Source organism: Roseateles sp. PN1 (assembly GCF_038419725.1).
Classification (GTDB): Bacteria; Pseudomonadota; Gammaproteobacteria; order Burkholderiales; family Burkholderiaceae_C; genus Paucibacter_A.
The window spans coordinates 261,813-285,252 of sequence record NZ_JBCARA010000003.1 but is presented as its reverse complement, the minus strand read 5'-3'; the positions used below and the strand labels follow the sequence as shown (position 1 = coordinate 285,252).

18 protein-coding genes and 1 tRNA gene are annotated in these 23,440 nt (G+C 61.8%); 8 read left to right on the top strand and 11 right to left on the bottom strand.

All coding sequences use genetic code 11. The features are described 5' to 3' along the window. Positions 1-7 precede the first annotated feature (7 nt). Positions 8-1,303, top strand: coding sequence for a pyridoxal-dependent decarboxylase, exosortase A system-associated (locus AABB87_RS06355; RefSeq protein WP_445944838.1), 1,296 nt, complete (start codon positions 8-10; stop codon positions 1,301-1,303). 20 nt (positions 1,304-1,323) lie between these two features. Here AABB87_RS06355 and map read toward each other — a convergent pair whose 3' ends face one another. Both map and AABB87_RS06345 read right to left on the bottom strand, forming a co-directional pair. Continuing rightward, complete coding sequence (map, locus tag AABB87_RS06350) at positions 1,324-2,118, bottom strand: type I methionyl aminopeptidase (RefSeq protein ID WP_341970474.1); 795 nt, start codon at positions 2,116-2,118, stop codon at positions 1,324-1,326. Further along, entirely contained in the window at positions 2,115-2,414 is a 300-nt protein-coding gene (locus tag AABB87_RS06345) for a ParD-like family protein (RefSeq protein ID WP_341970620.1), read from the bottom strand. The genes map and AABB87_RS06345 overlap by 4 nt, the downstream gene beginning before the upstream one ends. Positions 2,415-2,505: 91 nt before the next feature. Between AABB87_RS06345 and AABB87_RS06340 the strand changes: the two genes are divergently transcribed. Then, entirely contained in the window at positions 2,506-3,138 is a 633-nt protein-coding gene (locus AABB87_RS06340) for an ABC transporter ATP-binding protein (protein ID WP_341970473.1), read from the top strand. 12 nt (positions 3,139-3,150) lie between these two features. Here the strand turns inward: AABB87_RS06340 and AABB87_RS06335 are convergent, their stop codons facing one another. The 5 genes from AABB87_RS06335 to AABB87_RS06315 form a co-directional block, all read right to left on the bottom strand. Beyond that, the gene (locus AABB87_RS06335; RefSeq protein WP_341970472.1) at positions 3,151-4,161 is read right to left on the bottom strand and encodes a DUF2804 domain-containing protein; all 1,011 of its coding nucleotides are present in this window, start codon (positions 4,159-4,161) and stop codon (positions 3,151-3,153) included. 43 nt (positions 4,162-4,204) lie between these two features. Further along, entirely contained in the window at positions 4,205-6,532 is a 2,328-nt protein-coding gene (locus AABB87_RS06330) for an alkaline phosphatase D family protein (protein WP_341970471.1), read from the bottom strand. Positions 6,533-6,548: 16 nt separating this feature from the next. Then, positions 6,549-8,042 (bottom strand): OmpP1/FadL family transporter, encoded by a 1,494-nt coding sequence (locus AABB87_RS06325; protein ID WP_341970470.1) that lies wholly within the window; start codon positions 8,040-8,042, stop codon positions 6,549-6,551. A 122-nt stretch (positions 8,043-8,164) separates the two neighbouring features. Beyond that, on the bottom strand, positions 8,165-9,403 hold the full coding sequence (locus AABB87_RS06320) for an SO2930 family diheme c-type cytochrome (RefSeq protein WP_341970469.1): 1,239 nt from the start codon (positions 9,401-9,403) through the stop codon (positions 8,165-8,167). Between the two features lie 157 nt (positions 9,404-9,560). After that, positions 9,561-10,976: a parallel beta-helix domain-containing protein gene (locus AABB87_RS06315; RefSeq protein ID WP_341970468.1), complete on the bottom strand. Its 1,416-nt coding sequence runs from the start codon at positions 10,974-10,976 to the stop codon at positions 9,561-9,563. 254 nt (positions 10,977-11,230) lie between these two features. On the opposite strand from AABB87_RS06315, the gene AABB87_RS06310 reads away from it, so the two are divergent. Further along, on the top strand, positions 11,231-12,259 hold the full coding sequence (locus tag AABB87_RS06310; protein WP_341970467.1) for an AraC family transcriptional regulator: 1,029 nt from the start codon (positions 11,231-11,233) through the stop codon (positions 12,257-12,259). Between the two features lie 205 nt (positions 12,260-12,464). Here AABB87_RS06310 and AABB87_RS06305 read toward each other — a convergent pair. The 3 genes from AABB87_RS06305 to AABB87_RS06295 form a co-directional block, all read right to left on the bottom strand. After that, positions 12,465-12,554: transfer RNA gene (locus AABB87_RS06305), tRNA-Ser, on the bottom strand. Positions 12,555-12,650: 96 nt separating this feature from the next. After that, positions 12,651-13,562: an SPFH domain-containing protein gene (locus tag AABB87_RS06300; RefSeq protein ID WP_058719754.1), complete on the bottom strand. Its 912-nt coding sequence runs from the start codon at positions 13,560-13,562 to the stop codon at positions 12,651-12,653. A gap of 43 nt (positions 13,563-13,605) precedes the next feature. Beyond that, positions 13,606-14,034 carry an NfeD family protein gene (locus AABB87_RS06295; RefSeq protein ID WP_341970466.1) on the bottom strand — a complete coding sequence of 143 codons (429 nt, stop codon included), beginning with the start codon at positions 14,032-14,034 and terminating at the stop codon, positions 13,606-13,608. A gap of 220 nt (positions 14,035-14,254) precedes the next feature. On the opposite strand from AABB87_RS06295, the gene AABB87_RS06290 reads away from it, so the two are divergent. Further along, positions 14,255-16,516, top strand: a complete 2,262-nt coding sequence (locus AABB87_RS06290) for an arginine/lysine/ornithine decarboxylase (protein WP_058719753.1) — start codon at positions 14,255-14,257, stop codon at positions 16,514-16,516. Between the two features lie 96 nt (positions 16,517-16,612). Here AABB87_RS06290 and fabI read toward each other — a convergent pair whose 3' ends face one another. Then, positions 16,613-17,395, bottom strand: coding sequence for an enoyl-ACP reductase FabI (gene fabI / locus AABB87_RS06285; protein ID WP_058719752.1), 783 nt, complete (start codon positions 17,393-17,395; stop codon positions 16,613-16,615). Positions 17,396-17,710: 315 nt separating this feature from the next. Here fabI and rimP point away from each other — a divergent pair, with 315 nt between their 5' ends. The 4 genes from rimP to rbfA all read left to right on the top strand — a co-directional run bounded on the left by rimP (position 17,711) and on the right by rbfA (position 23,438). Further along, the gene (rimP, locus tag AABB87_RS06280) at positions 17,711-18,322 is read left to right on the top strand and encodes a ribosome maturation factor RimP (protein ID WP_341970465.1); all 612 of its coding nucleotides are present in this window, start codon (positions 17,711-17,713) and stop codon (positions 18,320-18,322) included. Beyond that, on the top strand, positions 18,319-19,797 hold the full coding sequence (gene nusA, locus AABB87_RS06275; protein WP_058719750.1) for a transcription termination factor NusA: 1,479 nt from the start codon (positions 18,319-18,321) through the stop codon (positions 19,795-19,797). Before rimP ends, nusA begins: the two co-directional genes overlap by 4 nt. Positions 19,798-19,870: 73 nt before the next feature. After that, positions 19,871-22,918: a translation initiation factor IF-2 gene (gene infB, locus AABB87_RS06270; protein WP_058719749.1), complete on the top strand. Its 3,048-nt coding sequence runs from the start codon at positions 19,871-19,873 to the stop codon at positions 22,916-22,918. Positions 22,919-23,006: 88 nt separating this feature from the next. Then, positions 23,007-23,438: a 30S ribosome-binding factor RbfA gene (gene rbfA / locus AABB87_RS06265; RefSeq protein WP_341970464.1), complete on the top strand. Its 432-nt coding sequence runs from the start codon at positions 23,007-23,009 to the stop codon at positions 23,436-23,438. Positions 23,439-23,440 lie beyond the last annotated feature (2 nt).

The following is a 23,440-nucleotide window of genomic DNA, read 5'->3' as shown; positions in this document are numbered from 1 at the left end:
TCGCACCATGTCCAGCTCGGCCACTGATAGCCCCATCTCGCCTCCCGCACCGAGCCGCCCCGCGCCTGTGCATGCCCCCATGACGCAGTTCGGCCGCGTAGAGGGCGATTTGCTGGTGGGCCAGCAGCCGCTGCGCCGCTTGGCTGCGCGCGTGGGGCAAACGCCGTTCTACGCCTACGACCGCGACTTGCTGCGCGCCCGCGTGGCGCAGCTGCGGCAAACCTTGCCACCTGAAATCAAGCTGCACTACGCGATGAAGGCCAACCCCATGCCCGCTTTGGTGGGCCTGATGGCAGGCCTGGTGGACGGCATTGATGTGGCCTCGGCCGGTGAGCTGAAAGTGGCGCTGGACGCCGGTGCTGACCCGGCCGAGATCAGCTTTGCCGGGCCAGGCAAGCGGGATATCGAACTGAATCAGGCGGTGGCGGCCGGCGTCCTGGTGAATGTGGAGTCGGCCCGCGAGTTGCCCGTGCTGGCGGCAGCCTCGGCGCGATTGGGCTTGCCTGCGCGGGTGGCGGTTCGCGTCAACCCGGACTTCGAGCTGAAGGGTTCTGGCATGAAGATGGGCGGCGGCCCCAAACAGTTTGGCGTGGATGCTGAAGAGGTGCCCGCGCTGCTGCAGGAGATCGGCCGCCTGGGCCTGGCTTTCGAAGGCTTCCACTTGTTTGCGGGCTCGCAGAACCTGCGTGCCGAGTCGATTTGTGAGGCGCAGCAGAAGTCGTATGAATTGGCTCTGCGCCTGGCGGCCCATGCGCCCAGCCCGGTCAAGTTCTTGAACCTGGGTGGCGGTTTCGGCATTCCCTATTTCCCGGGCGAAGCGGCGCTGGATCTGGGGCCGATTGCGGCCAACTTGGCTACGCTGGTGCAGCGTGCGGCTCAAGATCTGCCCAGCGCCTCGCTCGTGATCGAGTTGGGCCGCTACTTCGTGGGCGAGGCCGGGGTGTACGTGACCCGGGTGGTCGACCGCAAGGTCTCGCGTGGCCAGGTTTATCTGGTCACCGACGGTGGACTGAACCACCACCTGTCAGCGTCTGGCAATTTCGGCCAGGTCATCCGCAAGAACTATCCGGTCACCATCGTGGCGGATCGTGCGGTGGCTGCCGGGGCTGAGTCAGCGAGCCTGGAACTCGCGTCGGTGGTGGGGCCGCTGTGCACGCCGCTGGACTTGCTGGCGGACCGGATGCAATTGCCGCCCGCCGAGATCGGCGATCTGGTTGTGGTGTTTCAATCCGGCGCCTACGGGGCCAGCGCCAGCCCGGCTGGCTTTTTGAGCCAGCCGATGTTCGTCGAAGTGCTGGTCTAAGCGACTTTTCTGCTACAGCGTCAGCTGATGCCGGGGTAGTCGCCGTAGCCGTCTGGCCAAGGTGTTAGCACTTCGAAGCCATCGGAGGTCACCGCGACCATATGCTCCCATTGGGCCGACAAGGAACGGTCTTGAGTGACCACGGTCCAGCCATCGGCTAGTTCACGGATGCCGCGCTTGCCGGCATTGATCATGGGCTCGATGGTGAAGATCATGCCTTCCTTCAGCACCAGGCCCTGGCCGGCCTGGCCGAAGTGGAAGACATGCGGCTCATCGTGATAGATGTCGCCGATGCCGTGGCCGCCGTACTCGCGCACGATGCTGAAGCCTTCGCGGTGCGCTACCGTCTGAATGGCGTGGCCCACATCGCCTAGGCGGGCGCCGGGGCGAACGGTTCGGATCGCGGCGCAGAGTGCCTCGTAAGTGGTGTCGACCAAGCGGCGCGCCAAGGGGCTGATGGCGTCACCCACAAAGTACATCCGGCTGGTGTCGCCGAACCAGCCGTCCTTAATCACGGCCACATCGATATTGATGATGTCACCTGCCTTGAGAATCTTCTTGCCGGAGGGGATGCCGTGGCACACCACCTCATTGACAGAGGTGCAAAGGGTCTTGGTGAAGCCGTGGTAGCCCACATTGGCGGGCGTGACCTTCAAGTCATTGACGATGTAGTCGTGGCAAATGCGGTCCAGGTCTTCGGTGCTGACGCCGGGCTGCACATGAGGCGCGATCATGGCCAGCACTTGGGCGGCCAATTTGCCGGCCTCGCGGGACTTGGCCACTTCATTGGCACTGCGAATTTTGATGCTTTTCATTGCAGACCTGCTTTGCTGTTCTTGTCGGATTTATTGGGCTTGTGCGTCGGTGTGACTTTGGCTTGCCCTAACTCACTGGCGCAACAAGCAGCCACGGTGGCGAGATCGAAACCGCCTGCCTGCTCGGCGCGAATCAATAGCTGGCTGATCTCGCGGTGATCAAGGTCAGGATGCAGCTCGGCCACCATACCGATGCGCATCCAATGCTCGGCTTGCGCATTGATGGAGCGCGAGAGCGCATTGCTGGCGATGCGCAGGCTCTCATGCATTTGGTCTGAAATTTTGACGATTCCCATGGCGAAAATTATACGATATGCAGATGAAACGTATATTTTCAAGGGCCAGGCAGTCGCGGCAGCGCTGGCCGCGGCAGGCAGAATGCTGGCCATGAATTCGCCAGATAAGTCCACCCGCTTGCCCAATGCCGCCTTCTTGATCGTGGAGAACCTGTGCCTGGAGGTGGGCGGCCGTGCTTTGTTGACTGATTTGAGCTTTTCGCTGCGACCCGGCTTGAGCATGGTGCGCGGTGGCGATGGTCGCGGCAAGACCAGCTTGCTCCGTTTGATGGCCGGCGTTTTGGCGCCCAGCAGCGGGCAGCTTCGTCGTAGTGAGGGCCTATCCCTGTACTACCAATGCCCGGAGTCCTCGGAGCATGACGCCGAGCCTGCACAAGCGTGGTTGGCGGCGCTGCGGCCCAGCTATCCGGGCTGGCGTGCGGCTGAGGAGCCTGCTTTGATCGAGGCCCTGGGTTTGGCGGAGCACATGGCCAAGCCGATGTACATGCTGTCCACCGGCAGCCGCCGCAAACTCGGCTTGTTGGCCGCGGCGCTCTGTGGGGCTCAACTGCTTCTGCTAGACATGCCTTATGCCGCGCTGGATGGTCGCTCTTGCCGCTGGGTCCATGACTTGCTGAGCCAGGCCGCTGCCAGCCAGACCCAGGCTTGGGTGCTGGCGGATTACGAGTTGCCTGCGGCCTTGGCTGGCCAGACACTGGCGGCGCTGATTGACTTGGGCGATTGACCCGGGGCTTGTCTACCAAGTCGAGCGATGGTCCTCGGTCACGCCGAGCAGATCGCTGACCGCGTAGGGCGCTGCGTCAGCCGCAGGCTTGACCCAGCCGCTGAAAGTGCCGATGGGCTGGATGTACTGGCTGGCGGCGATGAGCAGATTGCGATTCTGCTGGCGCGCGCCCTCGGGGCTGAAACTCAAATCCAGCAGCCCGTCCTCCGTGCTGACGCGCCAGGGCTTGAGCGGCTGCTGGGCATCAAACTCGAAACGAGCTGCGCCCAGGGGAATGAGTTGCCCGTTTAACCACAGGACATTTTCATTGCCGCCGAAGTAGCCGTTTTGCAGATTGAAGCCGATCTCGGGACTGTGCGCGCAGGCCCAGCGCCATTCGGTGTTGCGCGCCAAGAGGCCGTTGGAACTGTCAATGCTGGCGCAGGCATCGTCCAGGGCGAAGGTTTGACCTTGAACTTGCACCTGGCCGCGCACCGGCAGGGCGGAGCTTTTCTGGGTCGCATGCGCCACTCCACCCGTGCCAATGGCGCCCACGGCGAGCAGCCACGGGGCTGTGGCAGACAGGTCTATTTCTAGCTCCAGGTTCAAGCCGGAGGTTTTGACCTTGACATGCATGCAATCTGGGGCTTGATGCTCAAAACTCAGATGAGCACCAAGCCCTCGGAACCAAGCCCAGGCACCCGTGACCGGCGCATCGCTCAACTGGCATTGCAGTCCGGGCAAGCCGTCCTGACTCCAGTCGGCCAGCAAGCGCTTGTTTTTGCGGTCAAAGACGTAGGCAAACGCGGTGCAGGTCCAGCCCACATCGACGATGGCCAGGCCGATGAACACCGCCTCATTGCCGAGGCCCACGTATTGCCAGCGCTTGTGATGAAAACGTCGCCAAACTGCTGAGCGCCTGAAAGAGCCGCTTAGCTCTCGCCAGTCGATGTGGGTGATGCGCCCAGCGAAGCGGCCGCTGGCAGGGGCGCCTTCGGCCACCACGCTGGGTGGCGGGGCGGGCAGGTGGCGGACAGTGCTCATGCCAGGCCCTGCAGTCGGGCTTGGACCATCATGCAGTTGTCGTTCAATCCAACACCACCTGCACCTTGCCCACCGGCACGCGCACCCGCTTGACCGAGGCGACAGGCGTCGTGGGTGCCGCGCCGCCACTCAAGGGCGCCATCTTCTTGAAGTCGCACACCAATTCGGTTTTGCTCAGGTTCACCAGGGCATAGCCTTGCGCATTGGAATCGGCATAGCTCAGCCATGGGTTGTTGGCGCTCGGCGGTTCACCGGTGGTGGCGTTAGCAAAGGGGTTCATCCGTTTGACCACCTCTGGGGCGGGCACAAAGCCAATCGGGATGCCCAGGGCCTTGGACAAGCTGTCGGCGATCAGGAGATACAGCGTCGAGCAAGCCGTCGACTTGCTTTCACCCGACAGACGCGCATTGGTGGCGGCAATGGTGTCACCCATATGGCCATTCAAGGTTTCGTCGAAGGTGTTGATGGGCGCAGTGCTGAGGCCCGGTGTGGGCTGCACGGCTGCCAGCGGAATCAAACCAGCACCGATGGCACCCATCACCGCCGCCTGAATGGCCGCGGTATTGCTCAAGTCGGTCACGCCCGAGGCCATGGCGATGGCGGCCGAGAGCATCTGAATGGCGATGTCCTCGCAAGCCACTTCATTGACCACCACCAGGGGCTTCACGGCCGCAAAAGCGGGTGAGTTGGCGGCGCCCACAAAGTAGCTGAAGAGCGAGTTGCTGGAGATGCCTGCGGTCACCAGATCCACCATCACCGGCTTGGGGCTGGCGGCATTGAAGTCGTCCATCACCGTGCCGGCAAAGAAGGCATGGATGTCGCCCGTGACGGCCACCACATTGCTGATCTTGTTCGTAGCCAGGTGGGCCATCAGCTGCTTGCGCTCGCCGTTATAGCCGTCCCATTGGTCGGCATTCAGCACAAAGCGGGTCTTCAGCGCGGCCGGTGCGGTGGGCAGCTTGGCGCCATCCACAATCATCTTCAGCAGCGAGGTCTCATTGCCCCAGATCTTCCACAGGGCGGTGGAGCTCTTCATTGTCTCCATCCACCACTGGCGCTGCGCTGTGCCCAGAACGCTGACCAGGGTCATCTCGTCGGGCAGGCCAAGCTTTTTGGCGGCGTCGATCTTCTGCGCTTCGATGCCGGCCAGGGTGGCCTCGGGCACCATATAGCGTGCGCCAATCTGGCCCAGTGGCTTGCCATCCAGGGGGCTGGGCGCCGCTTCAGGGATCAGGTGGTCAGCACGGTAGAGGCGCTGGTCCGTCATCACCAGATGCATCAGCTTGCCGAACTTGAGGTCGCGGTAGATGCGGATATTGCTGATGCCGTAGCCGGCGTCCAGCGTGAAGCTGATGTCGGCCGGCATGAACTCGAACCAGGCCTGGCTGGCCGAGAGGCGGCGCGAGGTCTGAACGGTGTTGTCCGCCGCGCCCGTGCCAGCGTTGAAGCTGCCGTTGTCGTAGGTGGAGCGGTCTTGCCAGCAGTCGTCTGAGAACTCGTGATCGTCCCAGATGGCGACGAAGGCGAAGCGCTCGTGCAGGGCTTGCAGGCGGGGGTCGCTGCGATAGCGCTTGTATAGATAGCGGTAGTCGGCGAGGCTGCTGGCATATTTGCCGCCACTGGGCAGGCTCACGCCATTGGGCAAGACTAGGGCGCTGTGGGCGGCTTCTACGCCCCCGGCTTGGTAGTCGGCGCCAACGGCTTCGTAGATGTAGTCGCCCAGGTGGACGACGAAGTCGATGTCTTCCTTCACCAGGCTGCTCAAGCCGGCCCAGTGGTTGACGCTCCAGTCCTGGCAGGCCATATAGGCGAACTTCAGGTTGCTGACGTCGGCGTCAGCCGCGGGCGCGGTCTTGAAGCGGCCCACCTTGGAGCGCGAGTCGCCGGCGGTGAACTGGTAGTAGTAGGTGGTGCCCGATTGCAGGCCGCGGATGCGGTGGCGCAAGGTGTTGTCGTAGAGGGCGTAAACCGGCACTTCGACATCGCTGGTGAGGGTGCCGCTCAGCGCCGTGTCGCTGCCCAGGGCGGCCGCGTTGTCTGCGCTGCTGATGCGCAGGCGCACGCTGAAGTTGGCGGGCGTGCCGGCGCTCAGGATGTCATCAGCCGCGGCCGGCACCACGCGTGCCCACAGCAGGGCGCCGTCGCTCTTGGGGTCGCCCGAGGCCACGCTTTGCGGGAACTTGTAGGCGCCAGTGGCGGCCGGGGTGGCGGGCACGGGCTGGTCGGTGCCGGGGAAGGTGGGCGGCAGGGGCACGATGGCCTCGCCGTCCGAGCCGCCGCCGCAGCCGCTCAAGCCTGTGAGTACTGACGAGGCGGTGATGAGGGCGCCAGCTTGCGCGACCGATTTGCGAAGAAAACTGCGTCTGTCCATGATGGCCTCGTGGGGGTCAGAATTGATAGTTCAGCTGCACGCCGAAGGTCTTGGCGGTGCTTTCGTAATTGCCGCGCACGGTGGAGTAAGCGCAGCTGCAGGGCTGGATGCCGGCGCCGTCGTCGGTGGCGCTCATCGGGGCCTCCTTGAGCTTCACGTAGCCGAAGGACAGATCCACGCTGGCTTGCTTGTTGATGGCGACGTTGGCGCCCAAGGCATACCAGGTGCGGTCGGAGTCAGGCAGCGCGGGGCTGCGATACACCGCGTCCACCGGGGACTTGTCGTAAGACACGCCCGCGCGCAGCATCAGCGCCGGGTTGACGCGCCAATTGGCACCGGCGGACAGGCGCCAGGAATCCTTCCAATGTTCGGCGGTCACCGACGGTGCTGCCGTGCTGTCAAAGTCAATGCGCAGGGTTTGCAGCAGCGAATAGCGGTACCAGGTGGCATCCGCCATCACGGCGAAGCGGCTGTCGATCTGGTGGAAGGCGTGAATGGACAGCGAGTCAGGCGTTTTGACCGACAGCGAGGCACCCGAGTCATTGTGGTCAAGCTTGCTGTGGCCATCGCCCGGCTTGCCGGTGATGGCGGCCAGCACGGTGGGCGGCAGGGTGCTGGGCTGCGTCCAGTCGGCATTGCCCTTGAGCGTATGCGCGATGCTGCCGCGCCAGGCCAGGCCCAGCCGGGTTTGCTCGCTCAGCTCCCACATCAGGGCGAGGTTGGGGCCAAAGGCCCAGCTATCGCCCTTCACGCGAATGGAGCCATCAAACGATGCGTCACCGAAGACCTGTGCGGCCTGTTGGCGTAACTGCAAGGCGAGGCCTGGTGCGCCACCCAGTGCGGCCTGCTGTGCAGCGGCCAACAAACCGCTGGCGTAGACGGAGCCATAGGGCACGGCGCGGGTTAGATCACCCTCCATGCGCTGGGCCGTGAGGCCGAAGGCCACAGACACGGCCTTGCTCGGCTTCCACGCCACATTGGGGTTGAAGGCGATGGACTTCAGGTCCACCGCATTGAGGTTGTAGCGGCCGCCCCAGGACGGCGCGTATTCCAGCTTGGCGCCAAAAGGCACGAACATGCCGGCGCCGAAGCTCAATGTGTCGGAGTACTGGTAGCTGGCGTAAAGATGGGGCACCACCGCCGTGCTGGTGATGGCTTGGGTGTCGCCGGCGCGCGAGATCGCCACAGGCTGGAAGCCTGAACCGGGTAAGGAAATGAAGGAGCCCTGATCGACAAACTTGATGTCAGCCTTGACATAGTCAATCACGCCCGAAAAGCGCAGGCCTGACAGGCGCGTGATGGCCGCGGGGTTAGCAAACAGCGCGCTGGCGTCCTCGCCCTCAGCGCCGTTGGCGTTGGCCGTGCCTTCGCCTGAGGCACTTTGCGTGCCGAAGCGGTAGCCGGCTGCCTGGGCTTGGTCCAGAGGCATGAAAAACGCCAGGCCGCTGGCGATCAAGGCGGCCAAAACATGTTGGCGGGGGAGGGCGTGAGCCTGAATGGGTCTGGCCATGGGGTGGTCTCCTGCGAGTGAGTGTCAAGCCGCTTGGGTTCAAAAAAGAACGCGAGGGCGGCTTGCGCTTGACGGAAAAACTTGCGGCTTTGAATTGGCTCTGATTTGGCAATAAGCGTACTTCAGCGGCAGGGCGGCAAGCTCAACTGGTTGATCCAGTCTTTCACCAAGGCATTGCCCTCGGTGTGATTGACTTGGCGTCCGATCACCGGCATGACGTCACCGGTCGTGGTGTGGCTCATGCGATAGAGCAGCAAGGACACGTCAGCCTGGCCGGGCTCAATGCCGTAGCGGTAGGGCGCGCCGGGGCCGCCATAGGCCAGGGGCTTCTTGCAAACACCCCACTGCGAGGTGGAGGGGCTGGTGGTGCCGACCGAGTCGATGTCCAGCATCAGGCCGGTCTGGAAGGCTGCACCGCGTGAGCTGTGGCAGTGCGCGCAATTGACGTCCAGATAGGCCTTGGCGCGGGCTTCCACGGTTTGCGTGGTGTCGCGCCAGTCGGCATTGACCGGAGCGCTGGCGATGCCAGGGAAGCCCGACAGCAGCTTCAACTCATCCCAGTGCACCAACTGATTCTTGGTGACGGTGGCGCTGTAGGCGTAGGTCTTGTTCAAATTGCGTGGCTTGGGGCCGATGGGCAGGATGCCCTGCCCGCCGGCCGACTGGGTGGCGTGGCATTGCTGGCAGCTCTGCGCGTTTGGCACACCGTAGACGAACTTCTCATTGGCGCCAGCGGCACCCACCAGTTCGAGCTTGACATCGGCTCCGCCGATCTTGAGCTTGGCGTCTTTTTGGTCGGCATCCCACAGATAGGGCAGGCCGGACCAAGTGCCGTTGGGCTGCAAAACCAGCACCCGCGTCTCAACCAGCAGGTTGTTGGCCAGATCAATCGAATCCCCTTGTACGGTCTGGCTTTGCCGCGCCACCGCGGCGTAGGCAGCGTCGGTGCCGGTGGCCTTGGGGTAGTAGAAGGTCTTCATCATGGCCGAGCCGATCGGGAATTCGATCGAGCCATCGGCCTTGTAAGTGATTTGCTTGCCCGGCGGCACATAGAGCGCGCGCAGCTTGAAGGAATAGTCGGAGAACAGGGGAGTGTTGAGGTCGTAGGGGACGACGTTCTTGTTCAAGCTCAGCTTTTTGCCATCGCTGATGACAAAGTGCCAATCCGAGAGTTTGTCCGGCGCGGTGCTTTGCTCGAAGATCTTGACCGCAGGCTCGCTCGGTGCGGTGGGCGTCACGGGCGGCGTGGGCGTTTCGTTGGCCGTGTTGTCGCTGCCACCGCAGCTGACGAGCAGGCCCATGCTCAGGGTGGTCGCGGCGATCCAGGCGAGTTGCTTGGGCTTCATGGTGTTGACTCTCATCTTGTTGTCTCCTGATGGGGCGGCGGCGTTTGGCTTAGCGCTCACGCCCACATGCCGACGGCATTAGCTGCTTTGTGCTCATGTGGGCGATGCCGAAACGGGGCCGCGCGTTGCAGTGAAGGTCGCTCAGTGCGGGTTGTTAGCCGGGGCCACTGATTCAGGGCAGGCCGGTTACCGCCGGCATGCTGATGCTGCAGTTCATGCGTTCCGGGAAGGGGAAGAGGGGCGCGCTGGACAAGCCCTGCATCAGGGCAACCAGATCCAGGTCGATGTTCTCGTAAGAAATCTGGCCCGGCACGGTCAGCGTGTCGATGACGTTATTTTTCGAGCACACCTGCAGATTGCCGGTGTACTTGCCGCCTTGGCCCTGGCTGCCCGTGCTGCCGGTGGCCACATCCACAATGCCGTCCCAGACCACGGCGGGCAAGCGCTGCGGCAAGTTATTGCTCTTCAGGTAGGCGAACAGGCCGTCTACCACCGGGCCAAGACTTGCCGGGTCGGCGAAAGCGGCAGTCGGTGCGCTGCCGAAATCGTCGATCTTGTTGTTGTGGGCATAGAAGCCGCGCAGATGTGGGTCGTAGACCTTGGGGTCGTAGGCAAACTGAGTGGCCTGGAAGCTGATGGCCAGCACGGCGGCTGTTTTGTGCTTGGTGATGATGTTGTCGTGCACCTCGGTGTTTTGCGAGGCCAGCACCATCACGCCGGTGCCGGGCGGCACGGCGGTGACAAAGCCGGTGGCATTGGCGGCCGTGGGCAGGTTGTTGTCAATGATTCTGTTGTTGCGAACGATGGTGCCGTCGTTGGTGGCGAAGCGATAGGTGCCTGGCAGAGCGAACACCAGGATGCCGCCGGTGTTGTCGTGCACATAGTTCTGCTCGACGATGGCATTGCGTGAGTTCTCGATCTCGATGCCGGCGACGTTGTAATAGACGTCATTGCCAACCACGCGAATATTCTTCGACTGGCCCACATAGACCCCGGCATCCCGGGTGCCGATGGCCTTGCTGTTGATGATGGTCACGTTGTCGCAAGCGACCGGGTAGAGGCCGTAGGCCATGCGCGAGGTCTTCACCGGGTCGGTGGTCCATTCGGCGCGCACCGTGTCCATCAGCACGTCGGTGGAGTTGGAAATCATGATGGCATCGCCCACCGCGTCTTCCACCGCAAATTTGCGCAAGGTCACGGTCTTGACGAAGCGCGCCTCCAGCCCGTTGGTCTCTGCCGCGTCCTTGAAGGACAAGATGGTGTTGCTGGCGGGGTCTGAGCCATTGCCTGCGCCCAGCACGGTGACGTTGTTGACGCTCAGTTTGAGCGTTCGCTTGAACACGTACTTGCCCGCCGGCAAGGTGATGGTGTCGCCTTCGCGGGCACGGAAGAAGATCGTGTTGAGATCCTCGGAGTTCATCTGTGCCGGGGTGACCACGATGCCAGCCACGGCCGCCGGTGGCGCCGGAGCCGGGGCTGTCGGCGTGACTGGGGCGGGAGCAGGGGTGAGGGTGGAGCTGCCTCCTCCACAAGCCGCGAGTCCCAAGGAAAACGCGGCCACCAGCCAAGGCGAGCGAGGGTTTTTCATCAGATCATTCCTTCTTTGGGTGCGTGACGGTCAATTGACAATGACCGACTTGATTCGCGAACAGCGTGGACCGCTGAACTTGTCTTGTTTTGAGGAGTACGAGCTGGCTGGATTATTTGGCGTGCTGGCTGTTCGCGCTTTGTCACAATCTGCCATGCCGCAGTCAATTGGCGACAATTAAGGTTAAACACTTAGGCATGCAGCGCGCTGGAGAGATGCCTTGCATAGCGAAGCCTAGAAACCAAAAAAGAAGAATGAACAATCGCAAGCCAACCGCACCATCCCGCTACGCCGGGCTGATGCTGAATCTGCTGGAGTCCTGGGGCATCCCCAGGGAGCGCGTGCTGGCCCGCGCCGGCATGGACCCGGCCGAGTTCAAGCACAAGCAAGGCAATCTGCGCATCACGCTGGAAGAAACCGAGCGCATCTATGTGTCCGCGGCGGAGCTGAGCGGCCGCGGTGATCTGGGCTTTGAATTCGGTCAAATGCTGACGCCGACGTCCCACGGTTTGCTGGGCTACGGCTTGATTGGCTGCCCGGACATCAACGCGGTGTGGAGCCTGGCGATACGCCAGCAGTTTCACCTGACCGCGGCCTTCAGCATCAGCTACCGCCGCAGCGAAAAACTGGGTCGCACCGAGTTTTCACCGGTCGGGCCTATGAGCCAAGACCGGGTCGCTTTCTACCAAGAAGTGCTGGCTGTGGCTACCCACACCACTTTGAAACTGCTGCTCGGGGAGCGCATGTTGCCTTGTGATATCCGACTCTCGATGCCGGAGCCCAAGCATCTGGATCGCTATCTGGCTTTGCAGCCGACGCGCTTTCATTTCAATGCGGATGCGCCGCCGGGGGTGGTGGTCTGCATGGACGCCGCCTTCCTCGCGCTACCTTTGCCCATGCCCTCGCGCGATATCGTCGCCAGCGTGGAGCAGCAACTGAATGACCAGATCTCTGGTGCTGAGCCCGAGGAGTCCTGGATCAGCGTGGTCAGCAAAATCATGAACCAGGCGGAGGTGTGGCCCGTTAGCTTGAAGGGCGTTGCTGCGCAACTGGGTGTGTCAGAACGCACCATTGACCGGCGACTCAAGCAAGAGGGCGTGCTGTTCAGTGAGTTGCATGACGGCCTGTGGCTGGACCGCGCCTGCGCGCTGCTGAGCAATGGCCGCGTGTCGGTGGCAGAAGTTGCTGAGCGCCTGGGCTATTGTGATACCGCCAACTTCAGCCGCGCCTTTCGCCGCCGCACGCAGAAATCACCGAGCGAGTACCGCAGCGAGCATCTCTGAAGTTGGCGGCTTGCCCGGCTGGGCAAACGACGTTTCCAGGCCGGCCGGCCGGGCAAGCTTGCGGCCCATGTGCTGTTTGATTTTGCCGGCCTGGAAAAGAAGTGAAATGCGTGGCTAACTGCTTGGGGTCTTTGCGCCTGGGAATAGAAAAAGCCCTGAAACGCGAAGTCAACAACTTGACTGCATTTCAGGGCTTCTAATCCACTGGCGGAGAGGGCGGGATTCGAACCCGCGGTGGGGATAAACCCACACACGCTTTCCAGGCGTGCGACTTAAACCGCTCATCCACCTCTCCGAAGCCCGCTATGATAGCTCAGTTTTTAGGCTCGAAAGGAAACTTGGCGAAGTTTCCTGAAAATAGTGGGCCGGGCGGTCTGGCTGGCGGAGGAGCTTACTTGGCTTGCTTACCGCGCATCAATGCCATGGCGGTGCCGATCAGGCCGGAGACCTCGGACATATTGCCCGGCACGATCATGGTGTTGTTCTTCTGGGCCAGTTGGGCGTAGGCGTCCACGGCCTTCTCGGCCACCTTGAGTTGCACGGCTTGGTCGCCCCCCGGCAGTTGAATCGCAGCGGCCAGCTTCTCGATGGCGCCGGCGGTGGCGTCGGCCACGGCGGTGATGGCGGCGGCATTGCCGGCGGCCTTGTTGATTTCGGCCTGCTTCTCGCCTTCGGAACGGGCAATGGCGGCTTCGCGCTCGCCGGTGGCGATATTGATTTGCTCTTGGCGGCGGCCTTCCGAGGCGGCGATCAGGGCGCGCTTTTCTCGTTCAGCCGTGATCTGCGCTTGCATGGAGTGCAAGATGGCTGGCGGCGGGGTCAGATCCTTGATTTCATAGCGCAGCACCTTGACGCCCCAGTTCAGGGCAGCTTCGTCCAGGGCTTCAACCACGGTAGTGTTGATGATGGCGCGCTCTTCAAAAGTGCGGTCCAACTCCATGCGGCCGATCACCGAGCGCAACGTGGTTTGCGCCAACTGGGTGATGGCGACGATGTAGTTGCTGGCGCCGTAGCTGGCGCGCATGGCGTCGGTGACTTGGAAGTACAGGATGCCGTCAACCGTGAGCTGGGTGTTGTCCTTGGTGATGCAAACCTGGCTGGGCACATCCAGCGGGATTTCTTTGAGCGAATGCTTGTAAGCCAGCCGGTCAATGAAGGGCAGCAAAAAGTTCAGGCCCGGGGTGAGGGTGGCGTGGTATTTACCCAGGCGCTCCACCACCCAGGCGTTTTGCTGCGGCACCACCTTGATCGATTGCACGATGAAGACGATGGCGATGATCAGCAGAATGAATGCGATTTCCATGATTTTTCCGATTCCCTCTGTGTTGTTGTGTGATGGTCGTTGATCAGTGATCGAGCAGCAGGCGGCTGCCTTCGATGGCGCGAATGGTGTAGCGGCCTGCCGTCGGCGCGCCGGTGCCGGCAAAGCGTGCTTGCCATTCGGCGCCGCGGTACTGCACCTGGGTGCTGCCGTCTGCGTGCCAATGTTTGACTTGCACGCTCTGGCCAATGTCCATCAGCACATCCGGATTGGCGTTGGCAGGCAAGGCGCGCGTGCCCAGGCTGCGCTTGCGATGCCACAGCGCGACGGCGGCGCCGCCCACGCCAGCTGCGGCCACCATCTGCGCACTGCCGCCCAGGCCGAGGTGGGCGGCAATGGCGCCAGCCGCACAGCCAATCGCCAGCATCAGCAGGTAAAAGCTGCCGGTGCCCAGCTCGATGGCCACCAAAAGGCCAGCGGCAATCCACCAGGCGGTGGACAAAGTCATCTCCATGTCATGCCTCCACAGTCATCATGAAAAGCAGTGTAAGCCGCGCCCTGCAGAATGACCGGAGATGGCTTTGGAGTTCTAGGGGCGGTGCTGAGGGCATCTACGGCTTGGCTTTGAGACCAAAGTGTTGTGCCGTTTTTGCACTTGGCCCGTCACAAGCCTAAGCTTGGCCCTACACTTCGCGCCTCTTGTTTTTCTGACCCCGCCCGCTGGAGGCTCAAAGATGCTTCGTTTCCGCTTTCCCATCGTCATCATCGACGAGGACTATCGCTCCGAGAATACCTCGGGTTTGGGTATCCGTGCCTTGGCCGACGCGATCCAGAAAGAGGGCTTCGAAGTGCTGGGCGCCACCAGTTACGGCGACCTGAGCCAGTTTGCTCAGCAGCAAAGCCGCGCCAGTGCCTTCATTTTGTCGATCGACGATGAGGAATTCACGCCCGGCCCCGAGCTGGACCCGGCCGTGCTGAGCCTGCGCAAGTTCATTGAAGAAATTCGCTTCAAGAACGCCGACATTCCGATCTACATCTACGGCGAGACGCGCACCTCCCAGCATCTGCCCAACGACATCTTGCGTGAGCTGCATGGCTTCATTCATATGTTCGAGGACACGCCGGAGTTTGTGGCTCGCCACATCATCCGCGAGGCCAAGAGCTATCTAGATGGCCTGGCGCCACCGTTCTTCAAGGCGCTGATGGACTATGCGCAAGACGGCTCCTATTCCTGGCACTGCCCCGGCCATTCCGGCGGCGTGGCCTTCCTGAAGAGCCCGGTCGGCCAGATGTTCCACCAGTTCTTTGGTGAAAACATGCTGCGCGCCGACGTTTGCAATGCGGTGGAAGAGCTCGGTCAGTTGCTGGACCACACCGGCCCGGTGGCTGAGTCCGAGAAGAATGCCGCGCGCATCTTCAATGCCGACCATTGCTTCTTCGTCACCAACGGCACCAGCACCTCGAACAAGATGGTCTGGCACCACACGGTGGCGCCGGGTGATGTGGTGGTGGTGGATCGCAACTGCCACAAGAGCATCTTGCACAGCATCATCATGACCGGCGCCGTGCCGGTTTTCATGACGCCCACGCGCAACCACTACGGCATCATCGGCCCGATTCCCGAGAGCGAGTTCTCGCCGGCCGCCATCCGCAAGAAGATTGCCGCCAACCCGCTGCTCAAGGGGGTGGATGTCAAGACCGTCAAGCCGCGCATCATGACCCTGACGCAAAGCACCTACGACGGCGTGCTCTACAACACCGAAACCATCAAGAAGAAGCTGGACGGCTGGATCGATACCCTGCATTTCGACGAGGCCTGGTTGCCGCACGCGGCATTCCACAGCTTCTACGGCAGCTATCACGCCATGGGCAAGAACCGCCCGCGGCCCAAGACGGCCATGGTCTACGCGACCCAGTCCACCCACAAGCTGCTGGCTGGCCTGAGCCAGGCTTCGCAAGTGCTGGTGCAGGACTCGCAGAACGTCAAGCTGGACAAGCATTTGTTCAACGAAGCGTACCTGATGCACACCTCCACCAGCCCGCAATACTCCATCATCGCCAGCTGCGATGTGGCGGCGGCCATGATGGAGCCACCCGGTGGCACGGCCTTGGTGGAGGAGAGCATCTCCGAAGCGCTGGACTTCCGCCGCGCCATGCGCAAGGTGGAGGCCGAGTACGACCAGGACTGGTGGTTCAAGGTCTGGGGTCCGGACAAGCTGACCGAAGACGGTTTTGGCGAGCCGGCCGACTGGATGCTCAAGGCCAACGAAAAGTGGCATGGCTTTGGCAAGATCGCTCCCGGCTTCAATATGCTGGACCCGATCAAGTCGACCATCATCACCCCTGGCTTGGACATGAGCGGCAAGTTTGCCGAGACCGGCATTCCGGCCAGCATCGTCACCAAGTTCTTGGCCGAGCATGGCGTGGTGGTGGAGAAGACGGGTCTGTATTCCTTCTTCATCCTCTTCACCATTGGCATCACCAAGGGGCGCTGGAACACCTTGCTGACGGCGCTGCAGCAGTTCAAGGACGACTACGACCGCAATGCGCCGCTGTGGCGCATCCTGCCGGAGTTCTGCGCGGCCAATCCGCGTTACGAGCGCATGGGACTGAAGGATCTGTGCCAGAGCATCCACGGCATGTATGCCAAGGGTGATATCGCGCGCCTGACGACGGACGTTTATTTGTCCGACCTGCAGCCGGCCATGAAGCCCAGCGATGCTTATGCCTACATCGCCCATCGCCGCACCGAGCGGGTGCCGATCGATGATTTGCTGGGCCGAGTCACGACTGTGTTGCTGACGCCTTATCCGCCAGGCATCCCCTTGCTGATTCCCGGTGAGCGCTTCAACAAGAAGATTGTGGACTATCTGAAGTTCACCCGCGACTTCAATGCCAAGTTCCCCGGCTTTGCCACCGATGTGCATGGCTTGGTCGAAGAGAAGGGCGAGGACGGCAAATCGCGTTACTTCGTCGATTGCGTGGACGCTGAGTAAGCGACAGGTCTGGCCGGCTTTCGGGCTGGCTTGCCTTGCTGGAATAAAAAAGGGCCTGCAATTGCAGGCCCTTTTCTCATTGCAGTGCTACTTTGATCAGGCTTCGCCAGCCATGGCAACGTGGCTGAAGCCGCCGTCTACATAGGTGATCTCGGCGCTGACGCCGCCGGCCAAGTCGGACAGCAAGAAGGCAGCCACATTGCCGACGTCTTCAATGGTTACATTGCGGCGAATCGGCGCGGACGCGGCGAACTGGCTCAGCAACTTGCCAAAGTCCTTGATGCCGGAGGCTGCCAGGGTCTTGATCGGGCCGGCGGAGATGCCGTTGACTCGCACGCCGCGAGCGCCCATCGATTGCGCCAGGTAGCGCACGCTGGCTTCCAGCGAGGCTTTGGCCAGACCCATGGTGTTGTAATTCGGCACATAGCGCGCCGCACCCAGGTAGGACAGGGTCAGCAAGGCGGCGCCGGGGCGCAGGCGCGGTGCTGCCAGCTTGGCCATGGCGGGGAAGCTATAGGCCGAGATGTCATGGGCGATGCGGAAGTTCTCGCGCGTCAGGCCGTCCAGGAAGTCGCCGGCAATGGCTTCGCGGGGAGCGAAACCAATGGAATGCACAAAACCGTCAAACTCGGGCCATGCCTCGCCCAAATTAGCGAACAGGGCTTCCATTTGCGCGTCGTCAGACACGTCGCAGTCAAACACCAGCTTGGAGTCAAACTCGGCTGCAAACTCGGTGATGCGGTCCTTGAAGCGTTCGCCTTGGTAGCTGAAGGCCAATTCCGCACCTTCGCGGTGGCAGGCTTTTGCAATGCCGTAAGCGATGGATCGGTTGGACAAGACGCCCGTGATCAGCAATCGCTTGCCTGCGAGAAATCCCATGGTTGCTCCTTTGTATTGAATCAGCCGCAGATTTTCGCATGGCTTAGAGCGAAACCGGGGCATCTGCTTGTCGGCACTGAGCTTGCATAGTACAATCCCGGCTTCGCTGAAGAGATGAGGCGAGCGTAATCACAAGCTCTTAATTACTTTGAGCGCTTGTTTCGAAGCCCCGGCTTGGCCAGGGTTTGAAAGTTGGGCGGATTCATCCAGCCCATTTTTTTTGCTCGATCGCTCTTTGCATAAAATTTGATTCACATTGATTTGGCTCGGGTCGCAAGACGCATGAGTTCTTGAAAAGTTGGAGCTGCACGACGCATGAATTGGCAGGAAGCTGTAGAAAAAACCGTAACCGGACTGGGTTACGACCTTGTGGACTGTGAACGCAGTCCCGCTGGCTTGCTGCGCGTGTATCTCGATAAGCTGCCTGAGCAGGCTTTGGCCGGCGAGCTGATCAATGTGGAAGACTGCGAGCGCGTGACGCGCCAGTTGCAATACCTGCTGGAAGTTGAAGGCTGCGCTTACGAGCGTCTGGAGGTTTCCTCCCCCGGCCTGGATCGGCCGCTGAAGAAGTCCAGCGACTACCAGCGTTTCGTCGGCGAAGAGATCGAGATCACGCTGCGCATGCCCTTCCAGGGGCGCAAGAAATATTCCGGCGTGCTGTCGGCGCTGCCTGCTGAGACGGCAGGCGCAGACGTAGCGGCTCCGGCCGAAGATGCGCCGGCAGCGGCTGCCTGGCGCGTAGTTTTTAGTGATGGCAAGGCCGAGCAGGCCCTGGATTTTTCTCTTGAAGAAGTTCGCGAGGCACGTTTGGTGCCCGTGTTCAGCTTCAAGGGTCGTGGCGGCAAGCCAGCAACCGGTAAGAAGACGCCGGCCAAGGTGAAGGCTGCGAAAACAGATGACAAGATTGACGGAGGTCCTGATCAATGAACCGCGAACTGTTGATGCTGGTGGACGCGATTTCTCGCGAGAAGAGCGTCGAGCTCGATGTGGTGTTCGGTGCTGTCGAGGCGGCACTCGCTTCGGCGACCAAGAAGCTGTGTGGAGGCGAGGCTGACATTCGCGTGTCCGTGGATCGGGATTCCGGTGCCTACGAGACTTTCCGCCGTTGGCACGTTGTGCCCAACGAGGCTGGCCTGCAAAACCCCGATGCCGAAATCCTGCTGTTTGAAGCGCAGGAGCAAATCCCCGACATCGAGGTCGAAGACCATATCGAAGAGCCCATCGAGTCGGTGCCTATCGGTCGCATTGGTGCGCAAGCGGCCAAGCAGGTCATTCTGCAAAAAATCCGTGATGCCGAGCGTGAGCAGCTGCTCAACGACTTCATGGCGCGCGGCGAGCAGATCTTCGTCGGCACGGTCAAGCGCCTGGACAAGGGTGACATCATTGCCGAGTCGGGTCGCATCGAAGGCCGCCTGAAGCGCTCGGAAATGATCCCCAAGGAAAACCTGCGTACCGGCGACCGCGTGCGTGCAGTGATCCTGGGTGTTGACCCGACGCAGCGCGGCCCGCAAATCATGCTGTCGCGCAGCGCGCCTCAGTTCATGACTGAGCTGTTCGCTCAGGAAGTGCCTGAGATCGAGCAAGGTCTGCTGGAGATCAAGAGCTGCGCTCGTGATGCCGGTTCGCGCGCCAAGCTGGCCGTGCTGTCGCACGACAAGCGTGTCGACCCGATCGGCACCTGCGTCGGCGTGCGTGGCAGCCGTGTCAACGGTGTCACGAATGAATTGGCCGGTGAGCGTGTGGACATCGTGCTGTGGTCGGAAGACCCCGCACAGTTCGTCATCGGCGCATTGGCTCCGGCCAATGTGCAGTCCATTGTTGTGGACGAAGAACGTCATGCGATGGATGTTGTGGTGGATGAGGAAAACCTCGCCATCGCCATCGGTCGCGGCGGCCAGAACGTGAGGCTCGCTTCCGAGCTGACCGGCTGGCGTATCAACATCATGTCGGCCGAGGAATCGGCTGTTAAACATGAGCAGGAATCGGAATCGGTGCGCAAGCTCTTCATCGAGAAACTCGATGTGGATGCTGAAGTCGCCGACATCCTGATCGCTGAAGGGTTCACCAGCTTGGAAGAAGTGGCCTACGTGCCTATGCAAGAAATGCTGGAAGTTGAGGCCTTCGACGAAGACACGGTCAATGAATTGCGTACCCGAGCCAAGGATGCGCTGTTGACCATGGAAATCGCCCGGGAAGAAAAGGTTGAGGAAGTGTCCCAAGACCTGCGTGACCTCGAGGGCATGACGCCCGAACTGGTTGCCAAACTCTCCGATGGCGATATCCATACCCGCGACGACCTGGCCGATCTGGCCGTCGACGAACTCGTTGAACTGTCTGGCATGGATGAGGGCGCCGCCCGAACCATGATCATGAAGGCTCGCGAACATTGGTTCACGGCTTGACGCTGCGCTTTCGCAGCAAAGAGTCAACACCAAGAATCGCCCAGCAAAGTACGCATAAGTTAAGGATCCAACAATGGCTGTGACCACCGTCGCCCAGTTTGCCGCAGAGCTACAAAAGCCTGCGAGCACGCTGCTTGAGCAGCTTCAAGCTGCAGGCGTCAAAACGGCGTCTACCGAAGACGCCCTCAACGAAGCCGACAAAGAGCGTCTGCTGAACTACCTGCGTACTTCGCATGGCACGGCCGGCGCTGATCGTAAGAAGATCACGCTGACCCGTAAGTCGACCAGCGAAATCAAGCAGGCCGATGCCAGCGGCAAAGCCCGCACTATCAGCGTGGAAGTGCGCAAGAAGCGCACCTTCGTGAAGATGGACGAGTCTGGCGCGACCGACGACGCCGCAGTGGCCGCCGCCGCTGCCGCCGAGGAAGCCGACCTGCAACGCCGCGAAGTCGAGGCGCAAGCCCAGGCTGAAGCCCTGCGTCGCCAGGAAGCTGAGCTGGCTGAGCGTGTGCGTGAGCGTGAAGAGGCCGAAAAGGCCGCCCGCGCCGCTGAAGAAGCACGTCGCCAAGAGCGCTTGGCTGCTGAAGCCGTGGCTGCGCAAGCTGCTGCGAACCTGGCTGCCGAACAAGCCGCTGCCGCCAAGGCTGCGAAGAAGCCGCCACGCCAGACGGCTGAGGCTGCTGCTCGCGAAGCCGCTGCCATCAACAAGGCGGCTGCCGCTGCACGTGCCCCGGCACCTGCACCCGTGGTGGCTGCGCCTGCTCCTGCCGCCGTGGCTCAAGCCCCGGTTGCTGAAGCTGCTGCTGCACCCGCTGCGCCCGTCGCTGCTGCTGCCGCCCCTGTGGCCGCTGCGCCTGTCGCTGAACCTGCCAAGCCCGCGCTGCGCGTGGTCAAGGCGGTGGACGTGGGCGTGGAAGAGAAGCAAAAACAAGTCGACCTCGAGCGCCGCCGCAAGGCCGCTGAGGCCGAGGCTGCTGCCATCCGCGCGATGATGAATGCCCCTAAAAAGGTCATGATCGCCAAGAAGGAAGAGCCCAAGCCCGTTGAAGCCCCGAAAGAAGGCATCAAGGGCACGATCCACAAGAAGCCAGGTACTCCCGGCGCCCCTGCGGCTCCTGGCACGACCACGGCTGCCAAGCCGGGTGACAAGAAGTCGGTTAAGTCCGAGAAGTTGTCGTCCAGCTGGGCTGATGACAAGAAGCGCGGCGTCAAGCCGGGTTCGACGCCAGCACCGGGTGGTGCACGTCCTTCCGCCGGTGGCTGGCGTGCGCCTAGCCGCGGTGGTGCGGGTGGCCGTCGTGGCAATGACCGCAATGACCGCGGCCAGAGCCAGTCCAACTTCGTGGCACCGGTCGAGCAAGTGGTGCAAGAGGTTCACATCCCCGAGACCATCTCGGTGGCGGACCTGGCCCACAAGATGTCCATCAAGGCTTCCGAAGTCATCAAGCATTTGATGAAGCTGGGCCAGATGTGCACCATCAACCAGCAGCTGGACCAAGAAACGGCCATGATTTTGGTCGAGGAAATGGGCCACAAGGCGTTTGCCGCCAAGCTGGATGATCCGGACGCCTTCCTCGAGGAAGAGGGCGCTGGCGCCGAGCAGGCGGAAAGCCTGCCCCGCGCACCGGTGGTCACCGTCATGGGTCACGTTGACCACGGCAAGACCTCGCTGTTGGACTATGTTCGCCGTGCCCGTGTGGCTGCTGGCGAAGCCGGCGGCATCACGCAGCACATTGGTGCCTACCACGTGGAAACCCCGCGCGGCATGATCACCTTCCTGGACACTCCGGGTCACGCGGCGTTTACCGCCATGCGTGCTCGCGGCGCCACGGCTACCGACATCGTCATCCTGGTGGTGGCGGCGGACGATGGCGTGATGCCCCAGACCAAGGAAGCGATCCACCATGCCAAGGCGGCGGGCGTGCCCATCGTTGTGGCGATGAACAAGATCGACAAGCAAGGTGCCAATATCGAACGCCTGAAGGGCGAGCTGGTGGCTGAGGGCGTTGTGCCTGAAGACTTCGGCGGCGATACACCTTTCGTGCCCGTGTCGGCCAAGACCGGCGAAGGCATGGACGCATTGCTGGAGCAAGTGCTGCTGCAAGCCGAAGTGCTGGAACTGAAGGCGCCTGTCGCCTCCATGGCCAAGGGCCTGGTGATCGAAGCCAAGCTGGACAAGGGCCGCGGCCCGGTCGCAACCATCCTGGTTCAGTCGGGCACCTTGAAGCGCGGCGACGTCGTGCTGGCAGGTTCGACCTACGGTCGTGTTCGCGCCATGTTGGACGAAGACGGCAAGGCTTGCTCCGAAGCTGGTCCTTCCATTCCGGTGGAAATCCAAGGTCTGACCGAAGTGCCGCAAGCCGGTGACGAATTCATGGTCCTGGCCGATGAGCGCCGTGCCCGTGAAGTGGCTACCTTCCGTTCGGGCAAGTACCGTGATGTGAAGCTGTCGCGTCAACAAGCTGCCAAGCTGGAGAATATGTTCTCCGACATGGCTGCCGGCGATGTGCAGACCCTGGGCATCATCATCAAGTCCGACGTGCAAGGTTCGCAAGAAGCGCTGTCTTCTTCGCTGCTCAAACTGTCGACGCCCGAAGTCAAGGTGCAGATCGTGCATGCGGCTGTGGGTGGCATCAGCGAGTCGGACGTCAACTTGGCGATCGCTTCGAAGGCCGTCATCATCGGCTTCAATGTGCGGGCTGACGCCGGCGCACGCAAGCTGGCCGAAGGCAATGCGGTTGATCTGCGCTACTACAACATCATTTACGACGCCGTGGATGAAGTGAAGGCAGCGATGACCGGCATGCTGGCTCCCGAGCAGCGCGAAGAAGTCATCGGTATGGCCGAAATCCGCACCGTGTTCGTGGCGACCAAGATCGGCACCATTGCCGGCTGTATGGTTACTTCGGGTACCGTCAACCGTTCGGCACGCTTCCGCTTGCTGCGCGAGAACGTGGTGATCTACACCGGCGAGATCGACACCTTGAAGCGCATGAAGGACGATGTGCGCGAAGTCCGCGAAGGCTTCGAGTGCGGTATCAAGCTGAAGAACTACAGCGACATCGCCGAGGGCGATCAGCTGGAATTCTTCGAGGTCAAGGAAGTGGCTCGAACGCTGTAAGGCGGAGTTGCCCCCAAGCAGCCAACCCCGCCCTCCAAAGAGTGGCGGGGTTTGTCTTTACGTGGGCATCCACTGAGGAGATCAAGATATGCGACATAAACGAGTCATCCCCAACCGCAGCTTCCGCGTGGCCGACCAGATCCAGCGCGATCTGGCTGAGTTGATCCGTGAGCTGAAGGACCCCCGCATCGGCATGGCCACGGTCAATGCCGTCGAGGTCACGCCCGACTACGCCCATGCCAAGGTGTTTTTCTCGGTGTTGGTCGGCGACCCGACCGAGACCGGCGAAGCCTTGAACGAGGCTGCCGGCTACTTGCGCAATGGCTTGTTCAAGCGCCTGCAGATTCATACCGTGCCCAGCCTGCACTTCCACTTCGACCGCACGATCGAGCGCGCGGCCGAAATGAGCGCGCTGATCCGCACGGCCAATGCCAATCGCGCCCTGGACGATGAGCCTGCCGCTGACTCGGATGCCGAGGCAGCAGGCAGCGCCGTCAAAAAGGCCGACGAGCAAGAGTAAGA

Excerpts from the sequence above, each read along its gene's own strand:
- AABB87_RS06310 (WP_341970467.1), top strand. The coding sequence starts at position 11,231 with ATGAACAATCGCAAGCCAACCGCACCATCCCGCTACGCCGGGCTGATG.
- map (WP_341970474.1), bottom strand. The coding sequence starts at position 2,118 with ATGAAAAGCATCAAAATTCGCAGTGCCAATGAAGTGGCCAAGTCCCGC.
- AABB87_RS06330 (WP_341970471.1), bottom strand. The coding sequence starts at position 6,532 with ATGGACAGACGCAGTTTTCTTCGCAAATCGGTCGCGCAAGCTGGCGCC.
- AABB87_RS06340 (WP_341970473.1), top strand. The coding sequence starts at position 2,506 with ATGAATTCGCCAGATAAGTCCACCCGCTTGCCCAATGCCGCCTTCTTG.
- AABB87_RS06345 (WP_341970620.1), bottom strand. The coding sequence starts at position 2,414 with ATGGGAATCGTCAAAATTTCAGACCAAATGCATGAGAGCCTGCGCATC.
- infB (WP_058719749.1), top strand. The coding sequence starts at position 19,871 with ATGGCTGTGACCACCGTCGCCCAGTTTGCCGCAGAGCTACAAAAGCCT.
- fabI (WP_058719752.1), bottom strand. The coding sequence starts at position 17,395 with ATGGGATTTCTCGCAGGCAAGCGATTGCTGATCACGGGCGTCTTGTCC.
- AABB87_RS06320 (WP_341970469.1), bottom strand. The coding sequence starts at position 9,403 with ATGAGAGTCAACACCATGAAGCCCAAGCAACTCGCCTGGATCGCCGCG.
- AABB87_RS06290 (WP_058719753.1), top strand. The coding sequence starts at position 14,255 with ATGCTTCGTTTCCGCTTTCCCATCGTCATCATCGACGAGGACTATCGC.
- AABB87_RS06295 (WP_341970466.1), bottom strand. The coding sequence starts at position 14,034 with ATGGAGATGACTTTGTCCACCGCCTGGTGGATTGCCGCTGGCCTTTTG.
- AABB87_RS06335 (WP_341970472.1), bottom strand. The coding sequence starts at position 4,161 with ATGAGCACTGTCCGCCACCTGCCCGCCCCGCCACCCAGCGTGGTGGCC.
- AABB87_RS06315 (WP_341970468.1), bottom strand. The coding sequence starts at position 10,976 with ATGAAAAACCCTCGCTCGCCTTGGCTGGTGGCCGCGTTTTCCTTGGGA.
- nusA (WP_058719750.1), top strand. The coding sequence starts at position 18,319 with ATGAACCGCGAACTGTTGATGCTGGTGGACGCGATTTCTCGCGAGAAG.
- AABB87_RS06300 (WP_058719754.1), bottom strand. The coding sequence starts at position 13,562 with ATGGAAATCGCATTCATTCTGCTGATCATCGCCATCGTCTTCATCGTG.
- AABB87_RS06355 (WP_445944838.1), top strand. The coding sequence starts at position 8 with ATGTCCAGCTCGGCCACTGATAGCCCCATCTCGCCTCCCGCACCGAGC.
- rimP (WP_341970465.1), top strand. The coding sequence starts at position 17,711 with ATGAATTGGCAGGAAGCTGTAGAAAAAACCGTAACCGGACTGGGTTAC.
- rbfA (WP_341970464.1), top strand. The coding sequence starts at position 23,007 with ATGCGACATAAACGAGTCATCCCCAACCGCAGCTTCCGCGTGGCCGAC.
- AABB87_RS06325 (WP_341970470.1), bottom strand. The coding sequence starts at position 8,042 with ATGGCCAGACCCATTCAGGCTCACGCCCTCCCCCGCCAACATGTTTTG.